Annotated in this window: 25 protein-coding genes; 21 read left to right on the forward strand and 4 right to left on the reverse strand. The window is 68.6% G+C overall.

What is annotated here, in order from left to right:
* Nucleotides 1-82 precede the first annotated feature (82 nt).
* The 3 genes from HNQ67_RS06575 (at nt 83) to HNQ67_RS06585 (ending at nt 3,367) form a co-directional block, all read left to right on the forward strand.
* On the forward strand, nt 83-1,303 hold the full coding sequence (locus tag HNQ67_RS06575; protein ID WP_183253580.1) for a YihY/virulence factor BrkB family protein: 1,221 nt from the start codon (nt 83-85) through the stop codon (nt 1,301-1,303).
* Between the two features lie 154 nt (nt 1,304-1,457).
* Nucleotides 1,458-1,892, forward strand: a complete 435-nt coding sequence (locus tag HNQ67_RS06580; protein WP_183253581.1) for a DUF2141 domain-containing protein — start codon at nt 1,458-1,460, stop codon at nt 1,890-1,892.
* 11 nt (nt 1,893-1,903) lie between these two features.
* Nucleotides 1,904-3,367 carry a carotenoid oxygenase family protein gene (locus tag HNQ67_RS06585; RefSeq protein ID WP_183253582.1) on the forward strand — a complete coding sequence of 488 codons (1,464 nt, stop codon included), beginning with the start codon at nt 1,904-1,906 and terminating at the stop codon, nt 3,365-3,367.
* On the opposite strand, the gene HNQ67_RS06590 is transcribed toward HNQ67_RS06585, so the two are convergent.
* Together HNQ67_RS06590 and HNQ67_RS06595 are read right to left on the reverse strand one after the other, a co-directional pair.
* Nucleotides 3,368-4,177, reverse strand: coding sequence for a LytTR family DNA-binding domain-containing protein (locus tag HNQ67_RS06590; RefSeq protein ID WP_246347473.1), 810 nt, complete (start codon nt 4,175-4,177; stop codon nt 3,368-3,370). It abuts the gene before it with no gap.
* Nucleotides 4,150-4,878 (reverse strand): TetR/AcrR family transcriptional regulator, encoded by a 729-nt coding sequence (locus HNQ67_RS06595; protein ID WP_183253583.1) that lies wholly within the window; start codon nt 4,876-4,878, stop codon nt 4,150-4,152. Before HNQ67_RS06595 ends, HNQ67_RS06590 begins: the two co-directional genes overlap by 28 nt.
* Before the next feature lie 176 nt (nt 4,879-5,054).
* Here HNQ67_RS06595 and HNQ67_RS06600 point away from each other — a divergent pair, with 176 nt between their 5' ends.
* The 12 genes from HNQ67_RS06600 to HNQ67_RS06655 all read left to right on the forward strand — a co-directional run bounded on the left by HNQ67_RS06600 (nt 5,055) and on the right by HNQ67_RS06655 (nt 19,085).
* Entirely contained in the window at nt 5,055-7,259 is a 2,205-nt protein-coding gene (locus HNQ67_RS06600) for a TonB-dependent receptor (protein ID WP_183253584.1), read from the forward strand.
* A 136-nt stretch (nt 7,260-7,395) separates the two neighbouring features.
* Nucleotides 7,396-8,751: a spinster family MFS transporter gene (locus HNQ67_RS06605; protein ID WP_183253585.1), complete on the forward strand. Its 1,356-nt coding sequence runs from the start codon at nt 7,396-7,398 to the stop codon at nt 8,749-8,751.
* A 149-nt stretch (nt 8,752-8,900) separates the two neighbouring features.
* Complete coding sequence (locus HNQ67_RS06610; protein ID WP_183253586.1) at nt 8,901-9,356, forward strand: hypothetical protein; 456 nt, start codon at nt 8,901-8,903, stop codon at nt 9,354-9,356.
* 141 nt (nt 9,357-9,497) lie between these two features.
* Nucleotides 9,498-10,688 carry an ADP-forming succinate--CoA ligase subunit beta gene (gene sucC, locus HNQ67_RS06615; protein ID WP_183253587.1) on the forward strand — a complete coding sequence of 397 codons (1,191 nt, stop codon included), beginning with the start codon at nt 9,498-9,500 and terminating at the stop codon, nt 10,686-10,688.
* 262 nt (nt 10,689-10,950) lie between these two features.
* Entirely contained in the window at nt 10,951-11,643 is a 693-nt protein-coding gene (locus tag HNQ67_RS06620) for a hypothetical protein (RefSeq protein WP_183253588.1), read from the forward strand.
* Nucleotides 11,644-11,692: 49 nt separating this feature from the next.
* Nucleotides 11,693-11,956 carry a ribbon-helix-helix protein, CopG family gene (locus tag HNQ67_RS06625; RefSeq protein WP_183253589.1) on the forward strand — a complete coding sequence of 88 codons (264 nt, stop codon included), beginning with the start codon at nt 11,693-11,695 and terminating at the stop codon, nt 11,954-11,956.
* Nucleotides 11,940-12,365: a PIN domain-containing protein gene (locus HNQ67_RS06630; RefSeq protein ID WP_183253591.1), complete on the forward strand. Its 426-nt coding sequence runs from the start codon at nt 11,940-11,942 to the stop codon at nt 12,363-12,365. The genes HNQ67_RS06625 and HNQ67_RS06630 overlap by 17 nt, the downstream gene beginning before the upstream one ends.
* A 17-nt stretch (nt 12,366-12,382) precedes the next feature.
* Complete coding sequence (locus HNQ67_RS06635; RefSeq protein WP_183253593.1) at nt 12,383-12,988, forward strand: hypothetical protein; 606 nt, start codon at nt 12,383-12,385, stop codon at nt 12,986-12,988.
* A 44-nt stretch (nt 12,989-13,032) separates the two neighbouring features.
* Nucleotides 13,033-13,935: a succinate--CoA ligase subunit alpha gene (sucD, locus tag HNQ67_RS06640; RefSeq protein ID WP_183253595.1), complete on the forward strand. Its 903-nt coding sequence runs from the start codon at nt 13,033-13,035 to the stop codon at nt 13,933-13,935.
* Nucleotides 13,936-14,104: 169 nt separating this feature from the next.
* On the forward strand, nt 14,105-17,128 hold the full coding sequence (locus HNQ67_RS06645) for a 2-oxoglutarate dehydrogenase E1 component (protein ID WP_183253596.1): 3,024 nt from the start codon (nt 14,105-14,107) through the stop codon (nt 17,126-17,128).
* 69 nt (nt 17,129-17,197) lie between these two features.
* The gene (odhB, locus tag HNQ67_RS06650) at nt 17,198-18,718 is read left to right on the forward strand and encodes a 2-oxoglutarate dehydrogenase complex dihydrolipoyllysine-residue succinyltransferase (RefSeq protein ID WP_183253598.1); all 1,521 of its coding nucleotides are present in this window, start codon (nt 17,198-17,200) and stop codon (nt 18,716-18,718) included.
* A gap of 49 nt (nt 18,719-18,767) precedes the next feature.
* Nucleotides 18,768-19,085: a putative signal transducing protein gene (locus HNQ67_RS06655; protein ID WP_183253600.1), complete on the forward strand. Its 318-nt coding sequence runs from the start codon at nt 18,768-18,770 to the stop codon at nt 19,083-19,085.
* Between the two features lie 8 nt (nt 19,086-19,093).
* Here HNQ67_RS06655 and HNQ67_RS06660 read toward each other — a convergent pair whose 3' ends face one another.
* Complete coding sequence (locus HNQ67_RS06660; protein WP_343054839.1) at nt 19,094-20,284, reverse strand: CaiB/BaiF CoA transferase family protein; 1,191 nt, start codon at nt 20,282-20,284, stop codon at nt 19,094-19,096.
* Nucleotides 20,285-20,286: 2 nt separating this feature from the next.
* Nucleotides 20,287-20,553, reverse strand: a complete 267-nt coding sequence (locus HNQ67_RS06665; RefSeq protein ID WP_183253605.1) for a DUF6356 family protein — start codon at nt 20,551-20,553, stop codon at nt 20,287-20,289.
* A 130-nt stretch (nt 20,554-20,683) separates the two neighbouring features.
* Between HNQ67_RS06665 and HNQ67_RS06670 the strand changes: the two genes are divergently transcribed.
* The 6 genes from HNQ67_RS06670 to HNQ67_RS06695 are packed head-to-tail and all read left to right on the forward strand — an operon-like array spanning nt 20,684 to nt 23,712.
* Nucleotides 20,684-21,874, forward strand: coding sequence for an acyl-CoA dehydrogenase (locus tag HNQ67_RS06670; RefSeq protein ID WP_183253607.1), 1,191 nt, complete (start codon nt 20,684-20,686; stop codon nt 21,872-21,874).
* Nucleotides 21,874-22,275, forward strand: a complete 402-nt coding sequence (locus HNQ67_RS06675) for an acyl-CoA thioesterase (protein ID WP_183253609.1) — start codon at nt 21,874-21,876, stop codon at nt 22,273-22,275. Before HNQ67_RS06670 ends, HNQ67_RS06675 begins: the two co-directional genes overlap by 1 nt.
* A 57-nt stretch (nt 22,276-22,332) precedes the next feature.
* Nucleotides 22,333-22,917: a peptide deformylase gene (def, locus tag HNQ67_RS06680; protein ID WP_183253611.1), complete on the forward strand. Its 585-nt coding sequence runs from the start codon at nt 22,333-22,335 to the stop codon at nt 22,915-22,917.
* Nucleotides 22,917-23,144 carry a hypothetical protein gene (locus HNQ67_RS06685; RefSeq protein ID WP_183253613.1) on the forward strand — a complete coding sequence of 76 codons (228 nt, stop codon included), beginning with the start codon at nt 22,917-22,919 and terminating at the stop codon, nt 23,142-23,144. The genes def and HNQ67_RS06685 overlap by 1 nt, the downstream gene beginning before the upstream one ends.
* A gap of 38 nt (nt 23,145-23,182) precedes the next feature.
* Nucleotides 23,183-23,392 (forward strand): antitoxin MazE family protein, encoded by a 210-nt coding sequence (locus tag HNQ67_RS06690; RefSeq protein WP_183253615.1) that lies wholly within the window; start codon nt 23,183-23,185, stop codon nt 23,390-23,392.
* Nucleotides 23,389-23,712 (forward strand): type II toxin-antitoxin system PemK/MazF family toxin, encoded by a 324-nt coding sequence (locus HNQ67_RS06695; RefSeq protein WP_183253618.1) that lies wholly within the window; start codon nt 23,389-23,391, stop codon nt 23,710-23,712. The genes HNQ67_RS06690 and HNQ67_RS06695 overlap by 4 nt, the downstream gene beginning before the upstream one ends.
* Nucleotides 23,713-23,724 lie beyond the last annotated feature (12 nt).

Below are 23,724 nucleotides of genomic sequence, written 5' to 3' on the forward strand. Positions count from 1 at the left end.
GCTCTGGCCTTGGCGCGGGTTTGCGCGGATATCAAGCACGACGGCGCCGGAACGCCGTCCGAGCGGAGCCGTTACGGCGAGAATGCAGAAGCGGTCTGGAGCAAGGGGCGGCCTCGGGCTGTGGGGTCTGGTCGGGTCGGTGGTCGGCGGGCTGGCCGCCGGAGCCGGGGCGGCGCACCTGCTTTACCGGCACGGGCACAAATACGGGGTCGAGCTCAGGCCGCCGCGCCCGGCGCCTGCGCCCCCGCGGGTCCCGACGCCCGAGGATTTCGAGGCGAAGGAGCCGGGGCGCGGGCGGCTGGCGCAGCGCCCCGAGCAGATACCGCACAAGGGCTGGGTCGACATCTTCTGGCGCGTCGGCGCGTCCTATTTCGGCGACCGGGTCGGCTTCGTGGCCGGAGGCGTGACCTTCTTCGTCGTGCTGTCGCTGTTCCCGACCCTGGCCGCCTTCGTGACCCTGTACGGACTGTTCGCCGATCCGGCGGACGCCTGGGGACGGTTGCAGTTCCTCTATTCGGTGCTGCCGTCAGGGGTGGCGGAGTTTCTCGGCGGGGAGATGCAGCGGCTGGCCGAGAACGCCAAGACCACCCTGACCTTCACCCTCGTCTGGACCTTGGCCCTGTCGCTGTGGACGGCGAACGGAGCGATCAAGGTGCTCTTCTACGGGCTCAACATCGCCTATCACGAGGTCGAGCGGCGCAATATCGTCAAATACAACCTGATCTGCATGGCCTTCACGGTCACCGGCCTGGTCAGCATTCTGGTGACGGCGCTGCTGATCGTCGGGGCGCCCCTGGCGCTGGGGGTGTTCGGCCTGGCCGCCGAGTGGTCGCATCTGGCGCCGTTGCGCTGGCCGATCCTCGGCGCCGTCTATGTCGCCGCCCTGACCGTGATCTACGCTTTTGGGCCGTGCCGGGCGCGGGCGCGCTGGCGCTGGTTGACGCCAGGCGCGATTTTCGCGGCCCTGCTGAGTCTGACCCTGTCGCTGGTGTTCAGCTGGTATCTGCAGACCTTCGTGCGGACGGCGTCCTACGGGCCGCTGGCGGCCATGATGGGTTTCCTGCTGTGGACCTGGCTGAGCGTGCAGATCATCCTGATGGGGGCCGAGCTGAACGCCGAGGTCGAGCACCAGACCGCGATCGACACGACGACCGGCGCCCCGGCCGATCTGGGCGAGCGGGGCGCCGTGGTGGCCGACACGGTCGGACCCAAGCGAGGCAGCCCGGCCGCCCTGGCCTTCACGCTGAAACACGCCGAGGCCCTGTCCGACCGGCTGCTGCGAAGGCGCATCCGGCGCAGCTAGGCGTCCGTTCGCGCTTCGCCAACGAACAGCCCCCCGCCGTTCACGAAGGCGAGGCGTCGCCCGCCGCATCGGGCGTGGCGGCCGTCGCGGGACCCGCTCACGGTCGAGGTCCCGGAGGTCCGGTGGTCGGGCCTCACCCGCTTGAGAGACGTTGATGATGCGCCTGTCACTGATCGCCCTCGCCGCCGCCGGACTGATGCTGCCGGCCGGCGCCGCCCTGGCCCAGACCGCTCCGGCAAGCACCGTGACCCTGACCTTCGAGACCGGCGCGGACCGCGGCGCGGTGATGGTCGCCCTGTTTGATTCCGAGGCGGGCTACGCCGGAGACCGGCCGGTCGGCCGCCAGAGGCTGGATGTGGCGGCGGGACAGCGGACCGCCGTCTTCGAGGGCCTGCCCGCGGGCGACTACGCGGCCAAGGCCTTCCACGACGTCAACGGCGACGGCGAGATGAATTTCAATCCGTTCGGCATTCCGGTCGAGCCCTACGCCTTCTCGAACAACGCCGTCGGCAACATGGGTCCGGCCAGCTGGGACCGGGCCCGCTTCACCGTCTCGGGTCCGACCGCCCAGACCATACATCTGCGTTGAGGGAGGACGAGATGATCGCTTCCCGCCGCCACTTCCTGACCGGGGCCGCGGCCCTGTCGGCCGCCGTCGTCACCCCCGAGGCCGTCCGCGCCATGACGGCGATCCGGATCGCCACGGACTGGGGGCTGGCGACCGCCGACGTCGAGGCCGATGTGGCGCCGACGGCCATGCGCCTGATCCACGGCCGGGCGCCGGCGGCGCTGGAGGGGGCGCTCTACCGCAACGGCCCGGCCAAGTTCCGGCGGCCGGGGCGGTCGGCGACGCACTGGTTCGACGGCGACGGCCTGGTGCGGCGGTTCCGCATCTCCGACGGCCGGGCGGAGTTGGCGGCCCGCTTCGTCGACACGCCGAAACGACGGCAGGAGTCCCGGCTGGACGCCATGGTCATGCCGGGCTTCGGCACCCTCGGGGATCCCCGCGCCGGGATAGGCGGTCCGGACGACGTCAACGCCGCCAACACCTCGGTGCTGATGGCGGGCGACGATCTGTGGGCGCTGTGGGAGGGCGGATCGGCCGTGGCCATGGACCCGGAGACGCTCGAGACCCGCGGTATGGTCACCCATCGCCCGGACCTGAAGTCCGTGCCCTTCCTCGCACACCCGCGGCGCGAACCGGACGGGCGAATCTGGAACCTCGGTATGGGTCGGGGGCAGGCCATGGTCTGGCGGCTGTCGGCGGCGGGCGAGCTCGAAGCGGCGACCATGGTCGACCTGCCGCGCGCCAGCTATGTCCACGACTTCACGGCCACGGCCCGCCATCTGGTCATCGTGCTGCAGCCGTGGGTGCAGACGCGGATGACCCTGCCCTTCTCGGAGGGCTTCGAATGGCGCCCCGACGAGGGCACGCAGGTGCTGGTCGTCGACAAGGACGACCTGTCGAAGCGGCGGGTGTTCGACCTGCCGGCCTTCGGTTTCTTCCACCTCGGCGACGCCTGGTCGGACGGCGACGACATCCGCTTCGACGTCTGCGCCCATCCGGACATGGACTTCGCCGCGCGCGGCGCGGTCGAGGTCCTGAACGGCGTGCCGCTGAGCGGCGAACCGGCCCGGCTGGCCCTGGCGCACCTGCGGGCGGACGGATCGGCGGACCTGCAGCGCACCGGAATGGTGGCGGAGTTTCCGCGCGGTGATCCGCGCCGCGCCGGCCTGCCGCGCCGCTTCACCCTGCACACGGCGGAGGAGACTCCCGGGCGGCCGTTCGCCAGCGGGCTCGGGATGACCGACTGGCGCGAGGGGCGGACGCGGACGTTCGACTTCGGGAGCGACCAGGTGATGGACGAGATGGTCTTTGTGCCCCGGCCCGGCGGCACGACCGAGGACGACGGCTGGTTGGTCGGGCCGACGCTCAACCTCGCCGCCCGGGCGAGCGAGCTGCATGTGCTCGACGCCGCCCGGATCGAGGACGGGCCGGTGGTCAGCTGGCGCGCCGACACGGCCCTGCCGGTCAGCTTCCACGGCGTCTGGGCGGCGGGGTAGTCAGTACCAGCCGGCCTCGCGCAGGGACCGGGCGTAGCGGCGGCTGACCGGGGCGGTCACGCCGCCTTCGAGGGTCAGAACGGCCCGGCCGTCGCCGCGCGAGACGTCGCGCACCGCGTCGCGGGCCACCCACCAGCTGCGGTGGGTGCGGGCGCCCTCGAGACCCTCCAGTTCGGCCACGGCGTCGGACAGCCGCATCAGGATCAGGTCCGAGCCGCGGTCGGTGTGGAGGCGCAGATAGTGGTCCTCGGCCTGGACGGCGAAGAGGGTCGCGCCGCGCAGCCGTGGCGGCAGGCGCTCGAGGAATCGGGCCGGGGCGGTCCCGCCTGCCCCGGCGTGGGTCTGAACCGGTGGCGGCCGGTCGAGGAAGACGCTCAAGGCGCTCAGGGTCAGGGTGATGATCAGAACCGGCCCGATGAAGTAGGCGAGCCAGCTGAGCGGATAGATCGCACCGCCGAAGACCAGACCGGTGACCAGCCAGACCAGGCCCGTCACCGGCCCGGCCGTGGCGGCGGATACCAGCAGCACCGTCAACCACGGCCGCTCGTCGGGGTCGATGACCCGCTCGACAAGGCGGGAACTCAGGTGACCCCAGACCGCGCCGGCAAGGATCAGGGGCACCCAGTAGGCCAGGCGAAGCCACAGGGGGACGGCGTCCGTGCCGAAGGCGCCGGTCAGGGCCAGGACGACGCCCGCGCCGACGGAAATGGCGACGCCCCGGTCGAGGCGGATGTCGAGCCGCAGTCGTCGCCCGTCGCCGTCGGGTACGATCGAGGCGCCCATCAGCCGGCGCGGGGCTCGGGCGCGCATACCGCCCGGAAACCGGCGGCGGCGAAGCGGATCATGTAGTCGCAGGCGCTTTCCAGATCGCCCGATCGGCACAGGCCGCCCGACAGGCGGTCGAGCCGTCCGGTCTCGCCCAGGGTCAGGGTCAGGGCCCCGGACATGTTGTGCCAGGCCCAGTACAGATCGACCTCGCGCGCCTCGGGCATGATCTGCTGGACCAGTTCGATCAGGCGGCGGATGGCCGGGTCGAAATAGCGGGCCATGGTTTCGCCGCCGAAGGTCGGGTTGGCGTTGGTCTGGGCCACCAGGGCCGCGTAGTGTTTCCAGCCGGGGCCGCCTTTCAGCGACCATTGGAACGGCGGGCGCAGGAAGGCCTCGAACAGCCCCTCCAGCGTCATGCCGTCCGGCCCGGGATCCTTGGCGTAGCGGTTGACGGCGTCGACGCGTTCGCTGTTCCACACCTCGGCGCGGCGCAGGAAGACCGCGTCGAACAGGCCTCGCTTGGCCCCGAAGTAGTAGTGCACCAGGGCGGTGTCGACGCCGGCCTCGCGGGCCACCTCGCGGATGGTCACGCCGTAGAAGCCGTGTTTCGAAAACAGGTCCTCTGCGGCGTCGAGGATGCCTTCGCGGGTGTCGCCGGCGCCCTGGGCCTTGGCCTTCGACGGCCGGCCGCGCCGGGCGGGAGCGGGCTCGGAGACGGGAGCGGGCGCGTCGAGCTTGGTCATGGCGGCGAAGCTAGGCCCGGTCGGGCGGTGCTGGCAACGGCGCCACAGTCCCGAGAACCTTGCCGACGGACAAGCGCCACCGTTTGACAGCAGGGCCAAAACGGTTACGGTCCCGGAAAATCATTGAACGCTGAATAAAAGCGTCTCCGGCTGGAAACATTAGAATGGGGCTTCACATGAACCGCTACGTAAAGACCGCCTTGCTCGCCGGCGCCGCCTGGGGCGCGCTTTCGACCATCGCCGTCGCGCAGGACGCGCCGGCCCAGACCGAGGAAGCCGCCGCCAACGTCGGCGAGGTCATCGTCACGGCCCGCCGCCGCGACGAAGCGCTGAAGGATGTGCCGATCTCGGTCTCGGCGCTCGGCGCCGAACGCCTGGAGCAGACCGGCGCCGCCGACATCACCGCGCTGCAGCAGCAGACCCCGAACGCCACCGTTCAGGTCGCGCGCGGCTCCAACTCGACGCTGATCTCCTTCATCCGCGGCGTCGGCCAGCAGGACCCGCTGTGGGGCTTCGAGCCCGGTGTCGGACTGTATGTCGACGACGTCTATGTGGCCCGTCCGCAGGGCGCGGTTCTGGACATCTATGATGTCCAGCGCATCGAGGTTCTGCGTGGGCCGCAAGGCTCGCTGTACGGCCGCAACACCGTCGGGGGCGCGGTCAAATACGTCACCTCGCGCCTCGCCCTGGACCCGGAACTCACGCTCCGCGGAGCCTACGGCAGCTACAACCAGATCGATCTGATGGCGTCCGGCAGCCTGCCGCTGGCCGATAATTTCCGGGTCGGCGGCGCTGTCGCCAGCTTCCAGCGTGACGGCTATGGCGAGAACCTGAACACCGGCGCCGAGCACTACAACAAAGATGTCCTCGCCGGCCGGCTCAGCGCCGAATGGGACCTGCGGGACGACGTCTCGCTGCGTTTCGCCTACGACCGGGTCCAGGACGACTCCAACCCTCGTCACGGACACCGTGAAGTGGCTGGCGTCGGGCCGGGCGCCGGCTCGCCGGACAGTGTCTACGACACCTACGCCGGCATCGGCGACGAGAACTCGGTCATGAACCAGGGCGCCTCGGCGACGATGGAAGCCCGTCTGAACAACAACCTGACCTTCAAGTCGATCACCGCCTGGCGGGAAGGCGACACGGACACCGTGATCGACTTCGACAACACCCCGGCGCCGACGCTGGACATCCCGGCCTATTATGCGGACGACCAGTTCACCCAGGAGTTCCAGCTCCTGTTCGACTATGACCGGATCCAGGGCGTCGTCGGCTTCTTCTACCTCGACGGCCACGCCGAGGGTGCGTTCGACACCATCGCCGGCAACCTGAACCTCGTGATCGGCACCGCCGGTTCGGTGGAGACCGAAAGCTGGGCCGGGTTCGCCGACGTCAACCTGGACCTGACCGATCGCCTGCACCTCGGTCTGGGCGCCCGCTACACCCTGGACAACAAGACCGCCACCGTGTTCCGCGCCAACTATGCGACGGCCACCCGCAGTCCGCTGCTGGGCGGCACGCCGCGCGCGCCGACGTTGATCCGCACGGACTACACGGCGTCGAACGACTACGATCAGTTCACGCCGCGCATCGCCCTGTCCTACGATCTGACCGACGACGTAACGACCTATGCGTCCTACTCCCGCGGTTTCAAGTCGGGCGGGTTCGACATGCGCGGCGACGCCATCTTCACTCCGGACACGGTCAACGGCTACGAGCCCGAAACCGTCGACTCCTACGAGATCGGCCTGAAGGGCTCGCTGGACCGGCTGTCGTTCGCGGCGGCGGTGTTCCGTAACGAGTACAACGACCAGCAGGTCACCACCCAGGTGCCCGCGGTGACCGGAGTGGCCAGCTTCGTCGACAACGTCGGATCCTCGACCATAACCGGCGCCGAATTCGAGGGCCGGCTGCGCATCCTCGACAACCTGCACGCCAACTTCGCGGTCGGATATCTGGACGCCCAGTTCGACGAGTTCCTGCGCTACAACCTGACCACCAGGGTCTATGAAGATATCGCCGACCAGGTGGTGCTGCAGAACGCGCCGAAATGGACCGGCTACCTCGGTCTGACCTGGTTCGGCGACGTGGGCGGCGGCGAGCTGGCGGTGACGCCGTCGGTCTCGTACCGCGACGATTACAGCATGTTTGAGTTCCCGAGCCCCACCCTCGACCAGGAGGCCTATGCCCTGGTCGACCTGTCGATCGTCTGGATCGATCCGACCGACCGCTACACCGTCGGCCTGTACGGCAAGAACCTGACCGACGAGGAATATCGCGTCGGCGCCTACAACTTCCCGGGCGCGCTCTTCAACAACTCGGTCGTCGGCTACTACGGCCCGCCGCAGACGGTGACCGCCTCGCTGCAGGTCAAGTTCTGATCCGAAAGACTCCTGAAGCCTGATCGCATGTGATCACGGGCGGCGGTTCACCTGAGCCGCCGCCCTTTTTCTTTTACGCCGCGCCACGGCGCAGCTACCGTTCCGACCAACGAACAGACAAGTCGAGGGAAACGTCATGACCGATACGGTCGCCGCCAATCCGGCCGCACGCCCGCGCTACCGCTACTGGGTGCTGGCGATGCTGTTCCTCGTCTATGCGTTCAATTTCCTCGATCGCCAGATCATCTCGATCCTGGCGATCCCGATCCGCGAGGAACTCGACCTCTCGGACCGGCAGCTGGGTCTGCTGGGCGGCATCGCTTTCGCCCTGCTCTATTCGACGCTGGGAGTGCCGATCGCATGGCTGGCCGACCGGACCAACCGGGTGCGGATCATCGCCATCTCCCTGACGTTCTGGAGCGCCTTCACGGCCGTCTGCGGCTTCGCCCAGAACTTCTGGCAGTTGTTCGCCGCGCGCATTGGCGTCGGGGTCGGCGAGGCCGGAGGCGTGGCTCCGTCCTATTCGCTGATCGCCGACTACTTCCCGCCCCAGAGCCGGGCCCGGGCCCTGGCGTTCTACTCGCTGGGCATTCCCATCGGCAGCGCTTTCGGCGTGATCGCCGGCGCCCAGATCGCGGGCGGGGCCATGGGCGAGAATCTCGACTGGCGCGCCGCCTTCGTCATCGTCGGCCTGGCGGGCCTGGCGCTCGCACCCCTGTTCCTGTTCTTCGTGCGCGAGCCTGTTCGCGGCGGGCTGGATTCCGGCAAGGCGGCCGCGCCCGAGCTGAAACATCCCCCCCAGCAAGGCGAGGGCCTGGCGGGCAAGGCGCTGGAGACCGAGTCCCGCCCCGGCCTCGTGGCGACGCTGAAACACCTCTCCAAAAAGCCGTCGTTCTGGCTGCTGACGCTCGGAGCGTCCTGTTCGTCGATGATGGGCTATGGCGTGTTCTTCTGGCTGCCCAGCTTCTTTGCGCGCAGCTTCGGACTGGACATCATCGAAACCGGATGGATGTTCGGGGCCGTCCTGTTCTTCGGGGGAAGCCTCGGGATCATAGCCGGAGGGGTGCTGGCCGACTGGCTCGGCAAGGGCAGGAAAACCGCTTACGCCGTGGTCCCCGCCGTGGCGTTCCTGCTGGCCTTCCCGATGTATGTCGCCGGGGTTCTCGCCCCGTCGGCGATGCTGGCGGTGCTGTTGTTCCTCATTCCCACGGCCCTCGGGCTCAGCTGGCTTGGGCCCACCCTGTCGGCATTCCAGCACCTGGCCCCGCCGAACATGCGGGCGATGGCCTCGGCGATCTTCCTGCTGATCAACAATCTGCTGGGCATCGGCGGGGGCGTCTATGTGCTGGGCGAGGTCTCGACCTTGCTGACGCCGCAGTTCGGCGATGAGGCGCTGCGGTATTCGATCATGCTGGGCGCGTCATTGTATGTGGTGGCCGGGGTCCTGTTCCTCCTCGCCGCGCGCACCATCGAACGCGACTGGGTGCGCTGATCCGCCTTCGGGGGAGGCCAAGCCGGAGCGGCCGGGTCCGGCCTCCGCCGCCCCGCCGCCTTATTGAGGCTGTTTTTCGAGGCAGACTGAACCTCGCCGGGCGTCGCGGCGCCCGGTTCCTCCCCCCTACGCCGAAAGAGTACGATTTGATGATCGCCACGCTTCTGTTCGCCGCCGTGACCGCCGCCGCCCCGGCGCCGGCCGACGATTTCAAGACCCTTTGCCTCGCCACCAAGGGCGATGTCGCGGCGGTGACCGCCGCCACCGCCGCCCAGGGCGCCTGGTCCGCCCCGGTCCAGCAGGACGGCCTGACCGTCTGGACCCACACCGCCGCGGGCGTCGAGCGCAATCTGGTCGTCGGCGAACAGGCCGCTCCGGACGGCAAGCGTCTGGCCTGTATGCTGACCAGCCTGCCGGCCGAGCCGGGACTGACCACGGGCATCGCCACCATGCTGGGCGGCGTGTCGATGGCCGTCGAGGCCAACCCGGGTCTCTACGCCTATGCCCCCGACGCCGACGCCTATCGCGCCGGCGACGTGACCTTCGTCCAGGTCACCAGCGAGGCGGACAGCACCAGCCTGACCGCCATCCGTCCGGTCAAGTAAGCCGGCCGGGTTCGCCCGCCGCCTGACGCGCCCCCTGCCCGACCGGCGGGGGGCGTTTCGCTGTCCGGCGCGCGCCAGGCGGTTGCACCCGCGAAGGCCCGGGTCCTATAAGCGCGCGACTCTTCCCCGAAGGCGGCATCCATGAACATTCACGAGTATCAGGCCAAGCAGGTCCTGAAGGGCTTCGGCGCCCCGGTCGCGGCCGGCGTGGCCATCACCTCGGCCGACGAGGCCGAAGCGGCGGCGAAGCAACTGCCCGGACCCCTGTACGTCGTGAAATCGCAGATCCACGCCGGCGGGCGCGGCAAGGGCAAGTTCAAGGAGCTCGGCCCCGACGCCAAGGGCGGCGTGCGCCTGGCGAAGTCGATCGAGGAGGTGGTGGCCCACTCGAGGGAGATGCTGGGCAACACCCTCGTCACCGCCCAGACCGGCGACGCCGGCAAACAGGTCAACCGACTCTATATCGAGGACGGCGCCGACATTGAGCGCGAGCTCTATTGCTCGCTGCTGGTCGACCGGCAGTACGGCCGCATCGCCTTCGTCGTCTCGACCGAGGGCGGCATGGACATCGAGGCCGTGGCCCACGACACGCCCGAGAAAATCCAGACCATCGTCATCGATCCGGAAGCCGGCGTCACCGAGGGCGACGTGGCCACGATCAACGCCGCGCTGAAGCTGGACGGCGCGGCGGCCCAGGACGGCGAGACCCTGTTCCCGACGCTGTACCGGGCCTTCGTCGACAAGGACATGTCGATGCTGGAAATCAATCCGCTGATCGTCATGACCAACGGCCGCCTGCGCGTGCTGGACGCCAAGGTCAGCTTCGACGGCAACGCCCTGTTCCGCCATGAGGACATCAAGGCGCTGCGCGACGAGACCGAGGAAGACGCCAAGGAAATCGAGGCCTCGGAGTGGGACCTCGCCTATGTCGCCCTGGACGGCAACATCGGCTGTATGGTCAACGGCGCCGGCCTCGCAATGGCGACGATGGACATCATTAAACTGTACGGCAAGGAGCCCGCCAACTTCTGCGACGTCGGCGGCGGCGCCTCCAAGGAAAAGGTCGCGGCGGCGTTCAAGATCATCACCGCCGACCCGGCCGTGCAGGGCATCCTGGTCAACATCTTCGGCGGCATCATGCGCTGCGACGTCATCGCCGAGGGCGTGGTCGCGGCCGTGAAGGAAGTGGGCCTGAAGGTGCCGCTGGTGGTCCGCCTCGAAGGCACCAATGTCGACGAGGGCAAGCGCATCCTCAACGAGTCCGGCCTGGCCATCACGGCGGCCGACGACCTCGACGACGCGGCCCAGAAGATCGTGGCGGCGGTGGGGTGACGTCTGGACCCGGCCTGTTCGTCCTGACCATCAACGGCTTTTAGTCTGCCCTCTGGAGGGGTTGCGGCATCCGGGCCCCTCCATGATCCCCGACGGGATACCCGCGTTCGCGGGTTGACCGGTCGCGCGGTCCACTTCCACACTGACGGGGTTCTGGCCTGGCCCGGCGATCGCCGCCGTGACGGAGGAGCGTTCCGTGGGTCCGACGACCCGTCGTTCGAGGTGTCAGGCGATGAAGATGATTGGGTCCCGTGAGCGGTTCGTGGCTGCCCTCAGTTTGGCCGGTTTGCTGTCGGCCTGTGGCGGCGAGCCCGCCCCCGCCGGGCCGCCAACCGCCGCCGAGCTGATCCGGTTGAACGAAATGCCGCGCGCCCATCTCGAGGCACTTTGCCCGACCGGAGCCATGTCGGACGGGGCGTCGTTCGCCTATTTCGAACGGACGGCGGCTGAACTGGAACTGGGTCCCGACGACGGGGCGCCGGTTGCGGATCCCCGCTACGGGGAGGTGCGGGATTCGCGCTGGGTCAGCAGCCGGCGCCTGACCGGGCGTGACGGACAGCCTGTGCGGGCGACGCTCTGGATCGGTCAGCTCAAGCCGGGCGTGCACGACTCCCGCTTCCTTACCATCCCCGACAAGGACGGCCGCAACATCCGGGGCGGTTGGGATGGCGACCAGCGCCGTTTTACCTCGGCGGTCAGCTGCGTGCTGCACATCGAGGGGGCGACGCGCGAGGACGCCACGGCGATGCTGCGCGAGTACAGGGAAGGCTATTATGACGGCATGGGGATCGGCACCTTTCCCGGCACCGTCACCGCCGCCGCCCCCTTGGGGCAGTTCGCCGAATGGCGCTGGGTCAACGGCAACAACCCGGACCAGTATGTCGAAACCGATCTGCTCGCGCCGAAGCCCGGCGAGACCGGCGTGACCCTGGTCCGCCGCTATGTTTTCTGGTGAGGGCGCTCCACGGATTGTGTGCCACACATAACCCGTGTAGCTCTCTGCCGTGACCCGCAACCTGACCCTCGCGATCGACGACGACCTGCTGGACAAGGTGCGGGTGCTGGCGGCCATGAAGCGGACCAGCGTCAACGAGATGGTGCGCGGCTTCCTGACCCGACTGGTGGAACAGGAGCAGTCGAAAGACGAGGCTCGCGAAGCCCTGCTGAAGCTGATCGACGAGTCCGAAGGCCGCGGGGGTGAGGGCTGGCGTCCCCCCACCCGGGAAGAGACCTACAGCGGGGAACCACGGTTTGATCGCGAATTCTGAGGTCTTCCTCGACACCAACATCCTGCTCTACGCCGCCCTGGGCCGCGATCACGCTGGTCATCGGTGGGCGCGGGCGCGTGAGATCGTGCTGACGGAGGACTACTGCACCTCCGGTCAGGTGCTGGCCGAATTCTACAACAACGCCACCCGGAAGGGCGCAACGCCCCTGACCCCGGACAAGGCTCGCGAATGGGTCCGCATCGTCGCGATGAAGCCCTGCCAGCCCGTGACGCCCGAGGTGGTGCTGGCCGGCATCGACCACGCCCGCCGCTATCAGATCAGCGATTGGGACGGCGCCATCATCGCCGCCGCCGAACGCCTCGGCGCACGCGTCCTCTATTCCGAAGGCCTGAGCCACGGTCAGACCTACGGGTCGGTTCGCGTCGAAAACCCCTTTCTCCCTGCCTGATGGAAAACGAGCCGCCCATGTCCATTCTCGACGACAGGACCAGCAAAGGCTTCGGCGCCAACCGGCCGATGCGCCGCGGGCCGGTCTTCGCCCTCGCGCTGGCGGCGGCCCTCGGCCTTGCCGCCGCCCCGGCGGCGGCCGACGAGTACTTCGTCCTGTTCAGGGCGATGTGCCTCGACACCGACGCCGACGCCGCCCGGGCCGAGGCGGTCGCCGACGCGGCCGGCTGGGGCGAGATTCCGCCCGAACGGCTGCAGGAGTTGGCTGACTCGACCTCGGTCGTCGGCGCGCGCGGACGGATCGGGGCTACGCCCGCCGGCATTCTCGTTCTGATGACCGGCCTCTCCGCCGACAGCGATGCGGCCTTCGCCACCGAGGTCTGCAACCTCTTCGGCTTCCGCCAGACCCCGACCCGGGACGCGTCGCCGGAGATCGAACAGTGGGTCGGCCTGCCCCCGCAGCGCGTTGAGGGGGCGTCGCGGATGTGGAGCTGGGAGGTGCGGAACGGCCGCAAGGTCGCCCGCGAACCCGACGCCCCTACCGCCGCCAGCTACGCCATCGTCACCACCAGCAAGCCGACCAGTTTCCGCTACGAACTGGCCCGAACCCGTCCGGCGAACTGACGTCCAGTTCGACCGTCACGCCTCAGCAAACACCGGAAATCCGCATGTCCATCCTCGTCGACAAGAACACCAAGGTCATCGTCCAGGGCCTGACCGGCAAGACCGGGACCTTCCACACCGAGCAGGCGCTTCGCTACTACGGCACGCAGATGGTCGCCGGGGTGCACCCGAAGAAGGGCGGCGAGAACTGGCACGGGTCGGAGGGCGAGACCCTGCCGATCTATGCGACCGTGGCGGAAGCGAAGGAGGCCACCGGCGCCGACGCGACGGTGATCTATGTGCCGCCGGCGGGCGCCGCCGACGCCATCATCGAGGCCATCGACGCCGAAGTGCCTTTCATCACCTGCATCACCGAGGGCATCCCGGTGCTGGATATGGTGCGGGTCAAGGCCCGGCTGGACCGCTCGAAGTCGCGACTGCTCGGCCCGAACTGCCCGGGCATCCTGACCCCGGAAGAGTGCAAGATCGGCATCATGCCGGGCTCGATCTTCAAAAAGGGCAATGTTGGCATCGTCTCTCGCTCGGGCACTCTGACCTATGAAGCGGTATTCCAGACCACCAACGAGGGTCTCGGCCAGACCACGGCCGTCGGCATCGGCGGCGACCCGGTCAAGGGCACCGAATTCATCGACGTGCTGGAACTGTTCCTCGCCGACGACGAGACCCGGTCGATCGTCATGATCGGCGAGATCGGCGGCGCGGCCGAGGAGGACGCGGCCCAGTTCCTGATCGACGAGGCGAAGAAGGGCCGCAAGAAGCCGATGGTCGGCTTCATCGCCGGACGCACCGCGCCCAAGGGCCGGACCATGGGCCACGCCGGGGCCGTGGTCTCGGGCGGCAAGGGCGACGCCGAGTCCAAGATCGCGGCCATGGAAGCCGCCGGCATCCGTGTCTCGCCGTCCCCGGCGCGGCTGGGATCGACCCTCGTTGAGGTGCTCAAGGGCTGATTGTCTGTCCCGATAGCGGGACAAAAATCGGGTGAATTTCGGGGGATTCGGGAGAAATTCCCCCCTTTCGCCCCCATTCGGTCATGACCCATAAGGAAACAGCGCCTATACCAGCGGCGCCGGCTTCGCGCGGACGTGCGCGGACCGCCCAAGGGACGTGACGAGAACAATGGCGGACGATGCCGGTCGGCTGAACCAGGTCTTTGCCGAGACCAGCTTCCTGTATGGCTCGAACGCCTCGTTCATCGAGGACCTGCACGACAAGTGGGCGACCGATCCGGCCTCTGTGTCGGGCGAGTGGCGCGCCTTCTTCGACCAGCTCAGGGACAACGCCGAGACGGTGAAGGCCGCCAGCGCCGCCGGGGGCTGGGGCCGTTCGGGCGCGGCCGAGCCGACCGAGGAAGCCGCCGTGTTCGACGGCCGCTGGCCGGAGTCCAGGATGGGGCCGAAGCCTGATCCGAAAAAGGCCGGCGCCGCCGCCAAGGGTCAGGCCGCCCCGGCCGCGGACGTCTCGGCCGAGGCCATCCGCGCCGCCGCCCACGATTCGATCCGCGCCCTGATGCTGATCCGCAGCTATCGCGTGCGCGGCCATCTACAGGCGACGCTGGACCCTCTGGGCATCGAACAGCCGACCGAGAACCCCGAGCTGACGCCGGAGTTCTACGGCTTCTCCGAGGCCGACATGGACCGGCCGATCTTCCTCGACGGCGTGCTGGGTATCGAGACCGGCACCATCCGCGAGGTTCTGGCCCTGCTGAAGCGCACCTACTGCGGCAATATCGGCATCCAGTTCATGCATATCGCCGAGCCGGAGGAGAAGTCGTGGCTGCAGGCGCGCTTCGAGGGCGCCGACAAATTCGAGCAGAACGCCTTCACCCGGGAAGGCAAGCTGGCCATCCTCTACAAGCTGATAGAGGCCGAAGGGTTCGAGCGCTTCCTGCACAAGCGCTTCCCGGGCACCAAGCGGTTCGGTCTGGACGGCGGCGAGGCCATGGTCCCGGCTCTGGAGCAGATCATCAAGCGCGGCGGGGCCCTGGGCGTCGACGAGATCGTGCTCGGCATGGCCCACCGCGGCCGGCTGAACACCCTGGCGGCGGTGATGGGCAAGCCCTACCGCGCCATCTTCCACGAGTTCCAGGGCGGCTCGACCGTCCCGTCCGACATCGAGGGCTCGGGCGACGTCAAATACCATATGGGGGCCAGCTCGGACCGCGAGTTCGACGGCAACAAGGTCCACCTGTCGCTGACCGCCAACCCGTCCCACCTCGAGATCGTCAATCCGGTGGTGCTGGGCAAGGCGCGGGCGAAACAGGCCTTCGACATCCGCGCCGCCAACGCCGGCAAGCCGGAGGCGCAGTGGGCGCTGGACCGGTCCAAGGTCGCCCCGCTGCTGATCCACGGCGACGCCGCCTTCGCCGGCCAGGGCGTGGTCGCCGAATGTTTCGCCCTGATGGGGCTGAAGGGCTACCGCACCGGCGGGACGATGCATTTCGTCGTCAACAACCAGATCGGCTTCACCACCAGCCCGCGCAACAGCCGCTCTTCGCCCTATCCCTCGGACGTGGCCCTGATGGTCCAGGCGCCGATCTTCCACGTCAACGGCGACGACCCCGAGGCGGTGGTCTTCGCCGCCAAGGTGGCCACCGAGTTCCGCCAGAAATTCCACAAGGACGTGGTGGTGGACATGTTCTGCTACCGCCGCTTCGGCCACAACGAGGGCGACGACCCGACCTTCACCCAGCCGGTGATGTATTCGAAGATCCGCGCCCTGCCGTCGACGCGCGAGATCTACGCCGACCGGCTGATCGCCGAGGGTGTGATCACCCAGGCCGAGGTCGATGCCGAGATCGAGCGGTTCGAGGCCTTCCTCGACGCCGAGTTCGAGGCCGGCAAGACCTTCAAGGCGCACAAGGCCGACTGGATGGACGGCCAGTGGACCGGCATCGGGCAGCCCGACGGCGAGGAGCGCCGCGGCGAGACCGCCGTGCCGGCGGCGAAGCTGTCCGAGCTCGGCCATCGGCTGACAACGCTCCCCAACGACGTCGACGTGCACAAGACGCTGAAGCGCGTCATGGACGGCCGGCGCGAGATGATCTCGAGCGGCGAGAACATCGACTGGGCCACCGCCGAGAGCCTGGCCTTCGCCGCCCTGCTGGACGAGGGTTTCCCGGTGCGCCTGTCGGGCCAGGACTCGGTGCGCGGCACCTTCAGCCAGCGCCATTCGGGCATCGTCGACCAGACCACCGAAGCCCGCTACGTCCCGCTCAACAACCTGCGCGAGGGTCAGGCCGAGTTCGAGGTGATCGACTCGGCCCTGTCGGAAGAGGCCGTGCTGGGCTTCGAATACGGCTACGCCCTGACCGACCCCAACACCCTGGTGATGTGGGAGGCCCAGTTCGGCGACTTCGTGAACGGCGCCCAGGTCGTGATCGACCAGTTCATCACCTCGGGCGAGCGCAAATGGCTGCGCATGTGCGGGCTGACCATGCTGCTGCCGCACGGTTACGAGGGGCAGGGACCCGAGCATTCGTCGGCCCGGCTCGAGCGCTTCCTGCAGCAGTGCGCCGAGGACAATATCCAGGTCGCCAACTGCACCACCCCGGCCAACTATTTCCACATATTGCGCCGCCAGATGCACCGGCCGTTCCGCAAGCCGCTGATCATCATGACCCCCAAGTCGCTGCTGCGGCACAAGAAGGCGGTCTCGACCCTCGCCGACATGGCCGAGGGCAGCTCGTTCCACCGCGTCCTGCACGACGACGCCCAGACGCGGCCCGCCGTCGCGGGGGTCACGCTGAAGGGCGATACGGAGATCCGCCGCGTCGTGCTGTGCTCGGGCAAGGTCTATTACGACCTGCTGGAGCGCCGCGAGAAGGACGTGGCCGAGGGCAAGGGCGGCGACGACGTCTATCTGATGCGGCTGGAGCAGTTCTATCCGTGGCCGATGAAGTCGCTGATGACCGAACTGGCCCGTTTCCCCAACGCCGAACTGGTCTGGTGCCAGGAAGAGCCCAAGAACATGGGCGGCTGGACCTTCGTCGATCCGTGGCTCGAACTGACGCTCGACAAGATGGACGTGAAGGCCAAACGGGCCCGCTATGTCGGGCGCCCGGCCTCGGCCTCGACCGCCGCGGGTCTGATGAGCCGGCACCTGAAAGAACTCGACGCCTTCCTGACCGACGCCTTCGCCTGATAAGCGTCCCGGGCGACGGCGGCGCCGTTTCCGGGATGACACACGAACGAACCTGAAAGAGCCCTCTCCATGGCCGACATCCTCACCCCCGCCCTCGGCGAATCCGTCACCGAAGCCACCATCGGCAAGTGGACGAAGAAGGCCGGCGATCCGGTGAAGAAGGACGAGGTCCTCGTCGAGCTGGAGACCGACAAGGTCTCGCTCGAGGTGGTGTCGCCCGCCGACGGGACCCTGGCCGAGATCAGGGCCGCCGACGGCGAGACGGTGATCCCGGGCGCCGTGCTGGGCGTGGTCAGCGAGGGCGCGGCCGCCGCGCCGGCGGCCCCGAAGGCGGAGGCCCCGAAAGCCGAGGCGCCGAAGGCGGAACCTGCGGAGTCGGCGCCGGCCGCCGCCGCCGCGAGCCAGACGGTGCCGATCATGACCCCGACCATGGGCGAGAGCGTCGCCGAGGGCTCGATGGGAACCTGGCTGAAGAAGTCCGGCGACACCGTCGCGAAGGACGAACTGCTGGTCGAGATCGAGACCGACAAGGTCGCCGTCGAGGTGTCGGCCCCCGCCGCCGGCGTCCTGACCATCGAGGCGGACTCCGGCGCGACCGTGACTCCCGGTCAGCAGATCGGCAGCATCGCGGCCTCGGAGGCCGGAGCCGCTCCCGCGCCGTCCGCCGCCGCACCGGCGCCGGCCAAGGCCCCGGCGAAGGGCGACGCCCCCCATCTGTCGCCCTCCGTGCAGCGCGTGGTCAGTGAGAACAACCTCGACCCGAAGGCCATCGAGGCCACCGGACCCAAGGGCAACATCACCAAGGGCGACGCTCTCGCCGCCATGGGCGCCGCGCCGAAGGCCGCCCCGGCCCCGGCCGCCGCTGCTCCGGCCGCCCCGCGCGCCGATCAGCCGCGCGAGGAGCGGGTCAAGATGACCCGCCTGCGCCAGACCATCGCCCGCCGCCTGAAGGAATCCCAGAACACCGCCGCCCAGCTGACCACCTTCAACGAGGTGGACATGACCGAGGTCATGGCCCTGCGCAGCCAGTACAAGGACGCCTTCGAGAAGCGCCACGGGGTCAAGCTCGGCTTCATGAGCTTCTTCACCCGCGCCGTGGTGCAGGCCCTGCACGAAATCCCGGCGGTCAACGCCGAGATCGACGGCACGGACATCATCTACAAGAACCACTACGACATCGGCATCGCTGTCGGCACCGAGAAGGGCCTCGTCGTGCCGGTCCTGCGCGACGCCGACGCGCTGTCGCTGGCGGGCATCGAGAAGGGCATCGCGGCGCTGGGCAAGGCGGCCCGCGACGGCGACCTGACCCTCGACCAGCTGCAGGGCGGCACCTTCACCATCACCAACGGCGGCACCTACGGCTCGCTGATGTCGACGCCGATCCTCAACGCGCCGCAGTCGGGCATCCTCGGCATGCACAACATCGTCCAGCGCCCGATGGCCGTGAACGGCGAGGTCAAGATCCGGCCGATGATGTACCTGGCCCTGAGCTACGACCACCGCATCGTCGACGGCAAGGAGGCGGTGACCTTCCTCGTCCGGATCAAGGAACTGCTCGAGGACCCGGCGCGGGCGCTGCTGGACCTGTAGGGCAAGCTGTTTCCGGCATCATGGCCTGGCTGGACGGGAAGGCGGCGGAATGATCGAGATAGCCCGCTTCGCCGATGTCTATGAAGCCGAGATCGTGGCGTCCCGGCTGAGAGCCGAGGGCTATGACGCCGTGCTGGGCGGGGCCGAGCACGCGAAGGTCAACTTCCTCGTCCTGCAGGCGCTCGGTGGCGTGAACCTGTCAGTGCCCGACAGTCAGGCCGACGCGGCCCGAGCCTTGCTGGAGGCGCTTCGGGGCGGCGCCGAGCGGATCGAGGATGCCGATCCTGTTTCGCCGAGACCCGCCCGAAAGGCGGGACTTGTGGCCATCCTGACCGTCATCGGGCTGGGCTTCCTCGTCGGGCGCTGACGCCTTCCCTATCGGCGATCGGAGGCCAGCTGTCGCAGCACCTCCTCCGTATGCTCGCCCAACGCGGGCGGCGGGCGGTCGTAGGCGACGGGCGTGGCCGACAGGCGGATCGGCGAGGCGACGGTGCGGACCGTGGCGGACAGGTCGGGGCGGGCCTGGGTCACCTCCAGTCCGCGGTGCCTGGCCTGCGGCTCGTCGAACACCTGATCCACCGTATTGACCGGGCCGCAGGGCACCCCGGCCGCCTCGAGCACCGTCATCAGCGTCTGCATGCTGTGGCCGGCGGTCAGGGCGGACAGTTCGGCGGTCATCACCGCGCGGTGCTCGATGCGCAGGGCGTTGGTCGTGAACCGGGGGTCGGCGCCGAGGCCCGGCGCGCCCAGGGCGCTCGCCAGCGCGCGGAACTGGCCGTCGTTGCCGACGGCGATGACGACCATGCCGTCCGTGCAAGGAAAGGGCTGGTAGGGGGCCAGGTTGGGGTGGGCGTTGCCCATCCGCGTCGGGGTCTTGCCGGAGACGAAAAAGTTGGTCGCCTGATTGGCCAGCATGGCGGCCTGGACGTCGAACAGGGCGATGTCGATATGCTGGCCCTGTCCCGTCGCGCGGGCGTGCAGCAGGGCGGCGAGGATGGCGTTGGAGGCGTAGAGGCCGGTGAACAGGTCGGCCACGGCGACGCCCACCTTCATCGGCTCGGCCCCCGGCGCGCCGTCCGGCTGGCCGGTCACCGACATCAGCCCGCCCATGGCCTGGATCATGTAGTCGTAACCGGCGCGATGCGCGTCCGGCCCGTCCTGGCCGAAGCCGGTGATCGAGCAATAGACCAGTTTCGGATTGATCGCCGACAGGGCCGCGAAGTCGAGGCCGTACTTCTTCAGCCCCCCGGTCTTGAAATTCTCGACCAGCACGTCGCACGTCTTCGTCAGCTCACGGACGATCCCGGCCCCCTCGGGCGTGGCGATGTCCAGCTCGACTGATTTCTTGCCCCGGTTGGCGCACAGGAAATAGGCCGCGTCGCCCTTCGAGCCGTCGGCCTTCGTCGTGAACGGCGGCCCCCAGTGGCGGGTGTCGTCGCCGGCCCCCGGCCGCTCGATCTTGATCACCTCGGCCCCCAGGTCCGCCAGGGTCTGCGTCGCCCACGGCCCGGCCAGCACGCGGCTGAGGTCGAGGACGCGAACGCCGGCCAGCGGTCCCTGCGTCACGCTCAGAGTCCCGGGTCCCAGACCCCGGCGTTGCGCATGCGGCATTCCTGGGCCTCGCGGGCCCGGCCGTCCATCTCCTCGGCCATGCAGCAGACGGCCTTGGACACCGTGGCCTTGTGCACTCCCGGCACCAGCGCATGCAGAAACGCGCAACCGGCCAGCTTGAGGAGGCGCAACCCGAACCGCGACGAGGCCGCCATGTGGTGGAGATAGCTCTCCTTCACCTCGCGAGGGTGGTCCACAAACAGTCGATTGAAGGTCTGAATCATCCCGGCAGCCTAGCGTGTCGCGGGCGCTCCCTCTACCCGCGGCCGCCATTCTGGCCTAAACCGCGCCGCAGAACAGGGGGTCGGCATCGCGACCGCCGAAATCCGCGCCCGCTCAAGGAAAGACCATCCCATGGCCGACGGCTCCGCTTCTCCCGCCAAGACCTTCCGCTGGGATGACCCGCTGGACCTGTCGGGCCGGCTGACCGACGACGAGCGGATGATCCAGGACGCGGCGCGGTCCTACGCCCGCGAGAAGCTGCTGCCGCGCGTCATCGAGGCCTTCCGCGACGAGGTGTTCGACAAGTCGATCATGACCGAGCTGGGCGAGATGGGCTTCCTCGGCGCCATGCTGCCGGAACAGTACGGCGGCTCGTCGGTCAGCCACGTCGCCTACGGCCTGATCGCGCGCGAGATCGAGGCGGTCGACAGCGGCTATCGCTCGGCCATGAGCGTGCAGTCGTCGCTGGCGATGTACCCCATCTTCGCCTTCGGCTCGGAAGAGCAGAAGATGCGGTTCCTGCCGAAGATGGCGGCCGGCGAAGTGATCGGCTGTTTCGGCCTGACCGAGGCCGACGGCGGCTCCGACCCCGCTTCGATGAAGACCAGGGCGGTCAAGGTCGACGGCGGCTACCGCCTGAACGGCGCCAAATACTGGATCACCAACAGTCCCATCAGCGACCTCGCCGTGGTCTGGGCCAAGCTCGACGACGTGATCCGCGGCTTCGTCGTCGAGCGCGGCATGGACGGTTTCACCACCGACAAGATCGGCGACAAGCTGAGCCTGCGCGCCTCGATCACCGGCGACATCGGCCTGAACGACGTCTTCGTGCCGGATGCGAACCTGCTGCCCGGCGTGAAAGGTCTGCGCGGCCCGTTCTCCTGCCTCAACAAGGCCCGCTACGGCATCGCCTGGGGGGCCATGGGCGCGGCCGAATTCTGCCTGCACGCCACCCGCGACTATGTCGGCGAGCGCATGCTGTTCGGCCGCCCGCTGTCGTCCCGCCAGCTGGTGCAGAAGAAGCTGGCCGACATGCAGACCGAGATCTTCCTCGGCTTCGAGGGGGCGCTGGCCCTCGGCCGGCTGCTCGATCAGGGCGCCTGGGTCCCCGAGGCCATCTCGATGATGAAGCGCAACAACTGCGGCAAGGCCCTGGCCATCGCCCGCGAGGCCCGCGACATGCACGGCGGGGCCGGCATCACCGGCGAGATGCACGTCATGCGCCACGCCATGAACCTCGAGACGGTCAACACCTATGAGGGCGCCCACGACGTCCACGCCCTGATCCTGGGCCGTGCCATCACCGGCGAAAGCGCCTTCTGATGAGCCAACCGCAGGGCCGGCTCGTCGGCCGGGTCATCGCCATGCCGGCGGACACCAACCCCGAGGGCGACATCTTCGGCGGCTGGCTGCTGGCCCATATGGACCTGGCCGGCGCTACCCCGGCCTTCGAACTGGCCCAGGGCCGCTGCGTGACGGTGGCGCTCGACGCCATGGTGTTCCACCAGCCCGTGGCGGTCGGGGACGAGGTGTCGATCTACGCGGCCGTGGTGAAGGCGGGGCGAAGCTCCATCCGGGTCCACGTCGAGGCCTGGAAGCGGTCGCGCAACGTGGCCCACGCCGAGGTCATGCGCGTCACCGAGGGCGTATTCACCTATGTGGCCATCGGCGACGACAAGAAGCCAAGAGCGCTGCCCGGGGTGCTGCCCGGCGCCGCGGCATAACCGAGCACAGCGCTCGGATATCTTGACGTTCGGGCCCGCGCCGCCTACCTCCCGGCCATGGCCATCCGTCGCATCCTCACCATCGACAACGCCGCCGACGTGGCGGTGCTGAAGCAGGTCTCCCGCCCGGTCGAAGGGTCGGTGACGGACGAGCTGCGCGCCCTGATGGATGACATGCTCGAAACCATGTACGACGCCCCCGGCATCGGCCTCGCCGCCGTGCAGGTCGGCGACACCCGCCGGGTCATCGTCATGGACCTGGGCGACCGCGAGGGTGTCGAGGAGCCGGGCGAGGACGCCACGGACGAGGCCCGCGCCGCCTTCGAGGAGGCCCGCCGCAATCCGCGCTATTTCGTCAATCCCGAAATCGTCTGGAGCTCGGACGAACTGTTCCAGTACGAGGAAGGCTGCCTGTCGGTGCCCGACGTCTACGACGCCGTCGAACGCCCGGCCCGTGTCCGCATTAAATACATGAACTACGCCGGAGAGCCGGTCGAGGAAGAGTGCGACGGCCTCTACGCCGTCTGCATCCAGCACGAGATGGACCACCTAGAGGGGGTGCTGTTCATCGACCACCTGTCCCGGCTTAAGCGCGAACGCGCCGTGGCCAAGGTCAGGAAGGCCGCGAGGATGGCCGCCTGATGGCCCGCCTCAAGCGCAACCGCGACCGCATCGTCGACCCCTCCGGCCGCCGCCGTCTGACCCGCAACGAAAAGGTCGGCGTGGCCAGCGTCGTCTCCCTGGTCGCCGTCGCCGCCGTCGGCGTGGTCGCCGGCCTGCTGATCGACCGCCTGCTCAGCTTCGACGACGCGCTGGATGCTGGCGGCGAATGGGACGAGGGCGGCGGCGTCTTCACGCGCTTCGACTGAGGTTGGTGAACGCCCCTTCCGTGTGTTACATGTAACGCATGACGAGTTCAGCCCGCCGTGTCGCCGATCACCGGTCCGCCCTGAGGGCGCAAGGCCTTCGTCCCGTGCAAATGTGGGTGCCAGATACGCGCGCGCCCGGCTACGCCGAGCGGGTCCGGTGTCAGCTGGAGGCCTTGCGAACCGATCCGCGCGAAGCGCGTCTGCTCGAGGAACTGGACGAATTCGCCGACTGGGGTGATTTCGATTGAAACGCGGCGATGTCGTGATCGCGGTCACGAAGGGCGATTACGGCAAGGTCCGTCCGGCCGTTGTCGTTCAGAGCGACATCTATGCCGATCATACGTCCGTGACCGTCGCCATGATGACGACGACGCTGACCGAACTCGACGACATCCGCATCACCATCGAACCCGATCCCACGAACGGGTTGCGAGATACATCCCAGGTGCTTGGCGACCGGGTGCAGACGGTGCGGCGCGACCGGATCAGGGAGGTCATCGGTGAACTGTCGCCGCAGCAGCTGACGGCCGTCAATCGCGCCCTCGCCTTGTTCCTCGGCTTCGCCTGAGGCAAAGCCTGC

Origin of the sequence: Brevundimonas basaltis (assembly GCF_014202075.1) — a bacterium.
Taxonomy (GTDB): domain Bacteria; phylum Pseudomonadota; class Alphaproteobacteria; order Caulobacterales; family Caulobacteraceae; genus Brevundimonas; species Brevundimonas basaltis.

Excerpts from the sequence above, each read along its gene's own strand:
- HNQ67_RS06575 (WP_183253580.1), top strand. The coding sequence starts at position 83 with ATGCAGAAGCGGTCTGGAGCAAGGGGCGGCCTCGGGCTGTGGGGTCTG.
- HNQ67_RS06580 (WP_183253581.1), top strand. The coding sequence starts at position 1,458 with ATGATGCGCCTGTCACTGATCGCCCTCGCCGCCGCCGGACTGATGCTG.
- HNQ67_RS06585 (WP_183253582.1), top strand. The coding sequence starts at position 1,904 with ATGATCGCTTCCCGCCGCCACTTCCTGACCGGGGCCGCGGCCCTGTCG.
- HNQ67_RS06590 (WP_246347473.1), bottom strand. The coding sequence starts at position 4,177 with ATGCGCGCCCGAGCCCCGCGCCGGCTGATGGGCGCCTCGATCGTACCC.
- HNQ67_RS06595 (WP_183253583.1), bottom strand. The coding sequence starts at position 4,878 with ATGACCAAGCTCGACGCGCCCGCTCCCGTCTCCGAGCCCGCTCCCGCC.
- HNQ67_RS06600 (WP_183253584.1), top strand. The coding sequence starts at position 5,055 with ATGAACCGCTACGTAAAGACCGCCTTGCTCGCCGGCGCCGCCTGGGGC.
- HNQ67_RS06605 (WP_183253585.1), top strand. The coding sequence starts at position 7,396 with ATGACCGATACGGTCGCCGCCAATCCGGCCGCACGCCCGCGCTACCGC.
- HNQ67_RS06610 (WP_183253586.1), top strand. The coding sequence starts at position 8,901 with ATGATCGCCACGCTTCTGTTCGCCGCCGTGACCGCCGCCGCCCCGGCG.
- sucC (WP_183253587.1), top strand. The coding sequence starts at position 9,498 with ATGAACATTCACGAGTATCAGGCCAAGCAGGTCCTGAAGGGCTTCGGC.
- HNQ67_RS06635 (WP_183253593.1), top strand. The coding sequence starts at position 12,383 with ATGTCCATTCTCGACGACAGGACCAGCAAAGGCTTCGGCGCCAACCGG.
- sucD (WP_183253595.1), top strand. The coding sequence starts at position 13,033 with ATGTCCATCCTCGTCGACAAGAACACCAAGGTCATCGTCCAGGGCCTG.
- HNQ67_RS06645 (WP_183253596.1), top strand. The coding sequence starts at position 14,105 with ATGGCGGACGATGCCGGTCGGCTGAACCAGGTCTTTGCCGAGACCAGC.
- odhB (WP_183253598.1), top strand. The coding sequence starts at position 17,198 with ATGGCCGACATCCTCACCCCCGCCCTCGGCGAATCCGTCACCGAAGCC.
- HNQ67_RS06655 (WP_183253600.1), top strand. The coding sequence starts at position 18,768 with ATGATCGAGATAGCCCGCTTCGCCGATGTCTATGAAGCCGAGATCGTG.
- HNQ67_RS06665 (WP_183253605.1), bottom strand. The coding sequence starts at position 20,553 with ATGATTCAGACCTTCAATCGACTGTTTGTGGACCACCCTCGCGAGGTG.
- HNQ67_RS06670 (WP_183253607.1), top strand. The coding sequence starts at position 20,684 with ATGGCCGACGGCTCCGCTTCTCCCGCCAAGACCTTCCGCTGGGATGAC.
- HNQ67_RS06675 (WP_183253609.1), top strand. The coding sequence starts at position 21,874 with ATGAGCCAACCGCAGGGCCGGCTCGTCGGCCGGGTCATCGCCATGCCG.
- def (WP_183253611.1), top strand. The coding sequence starts at position 22,333 with ATGGCCATCCGTCGCATCCTCACCATCGACAACGCCGCCGACGTGGCG.
- HNQ67_RS06685 (WP_183253613.1), top strand. The coding sequence starts at position 22,917 with ATGGCCCGCCTCAAGCGCAACCGCGACCGCATCGTCGACCCCTCCGGC.
- HNQ67_RS06690 (WP_183253615.1), top strand. The coding sequence starts at position 23,183 with ATGACGAGTTCAGCCCGCCGTGTCGCCGATCACCGGTCCGCCCTGAGG.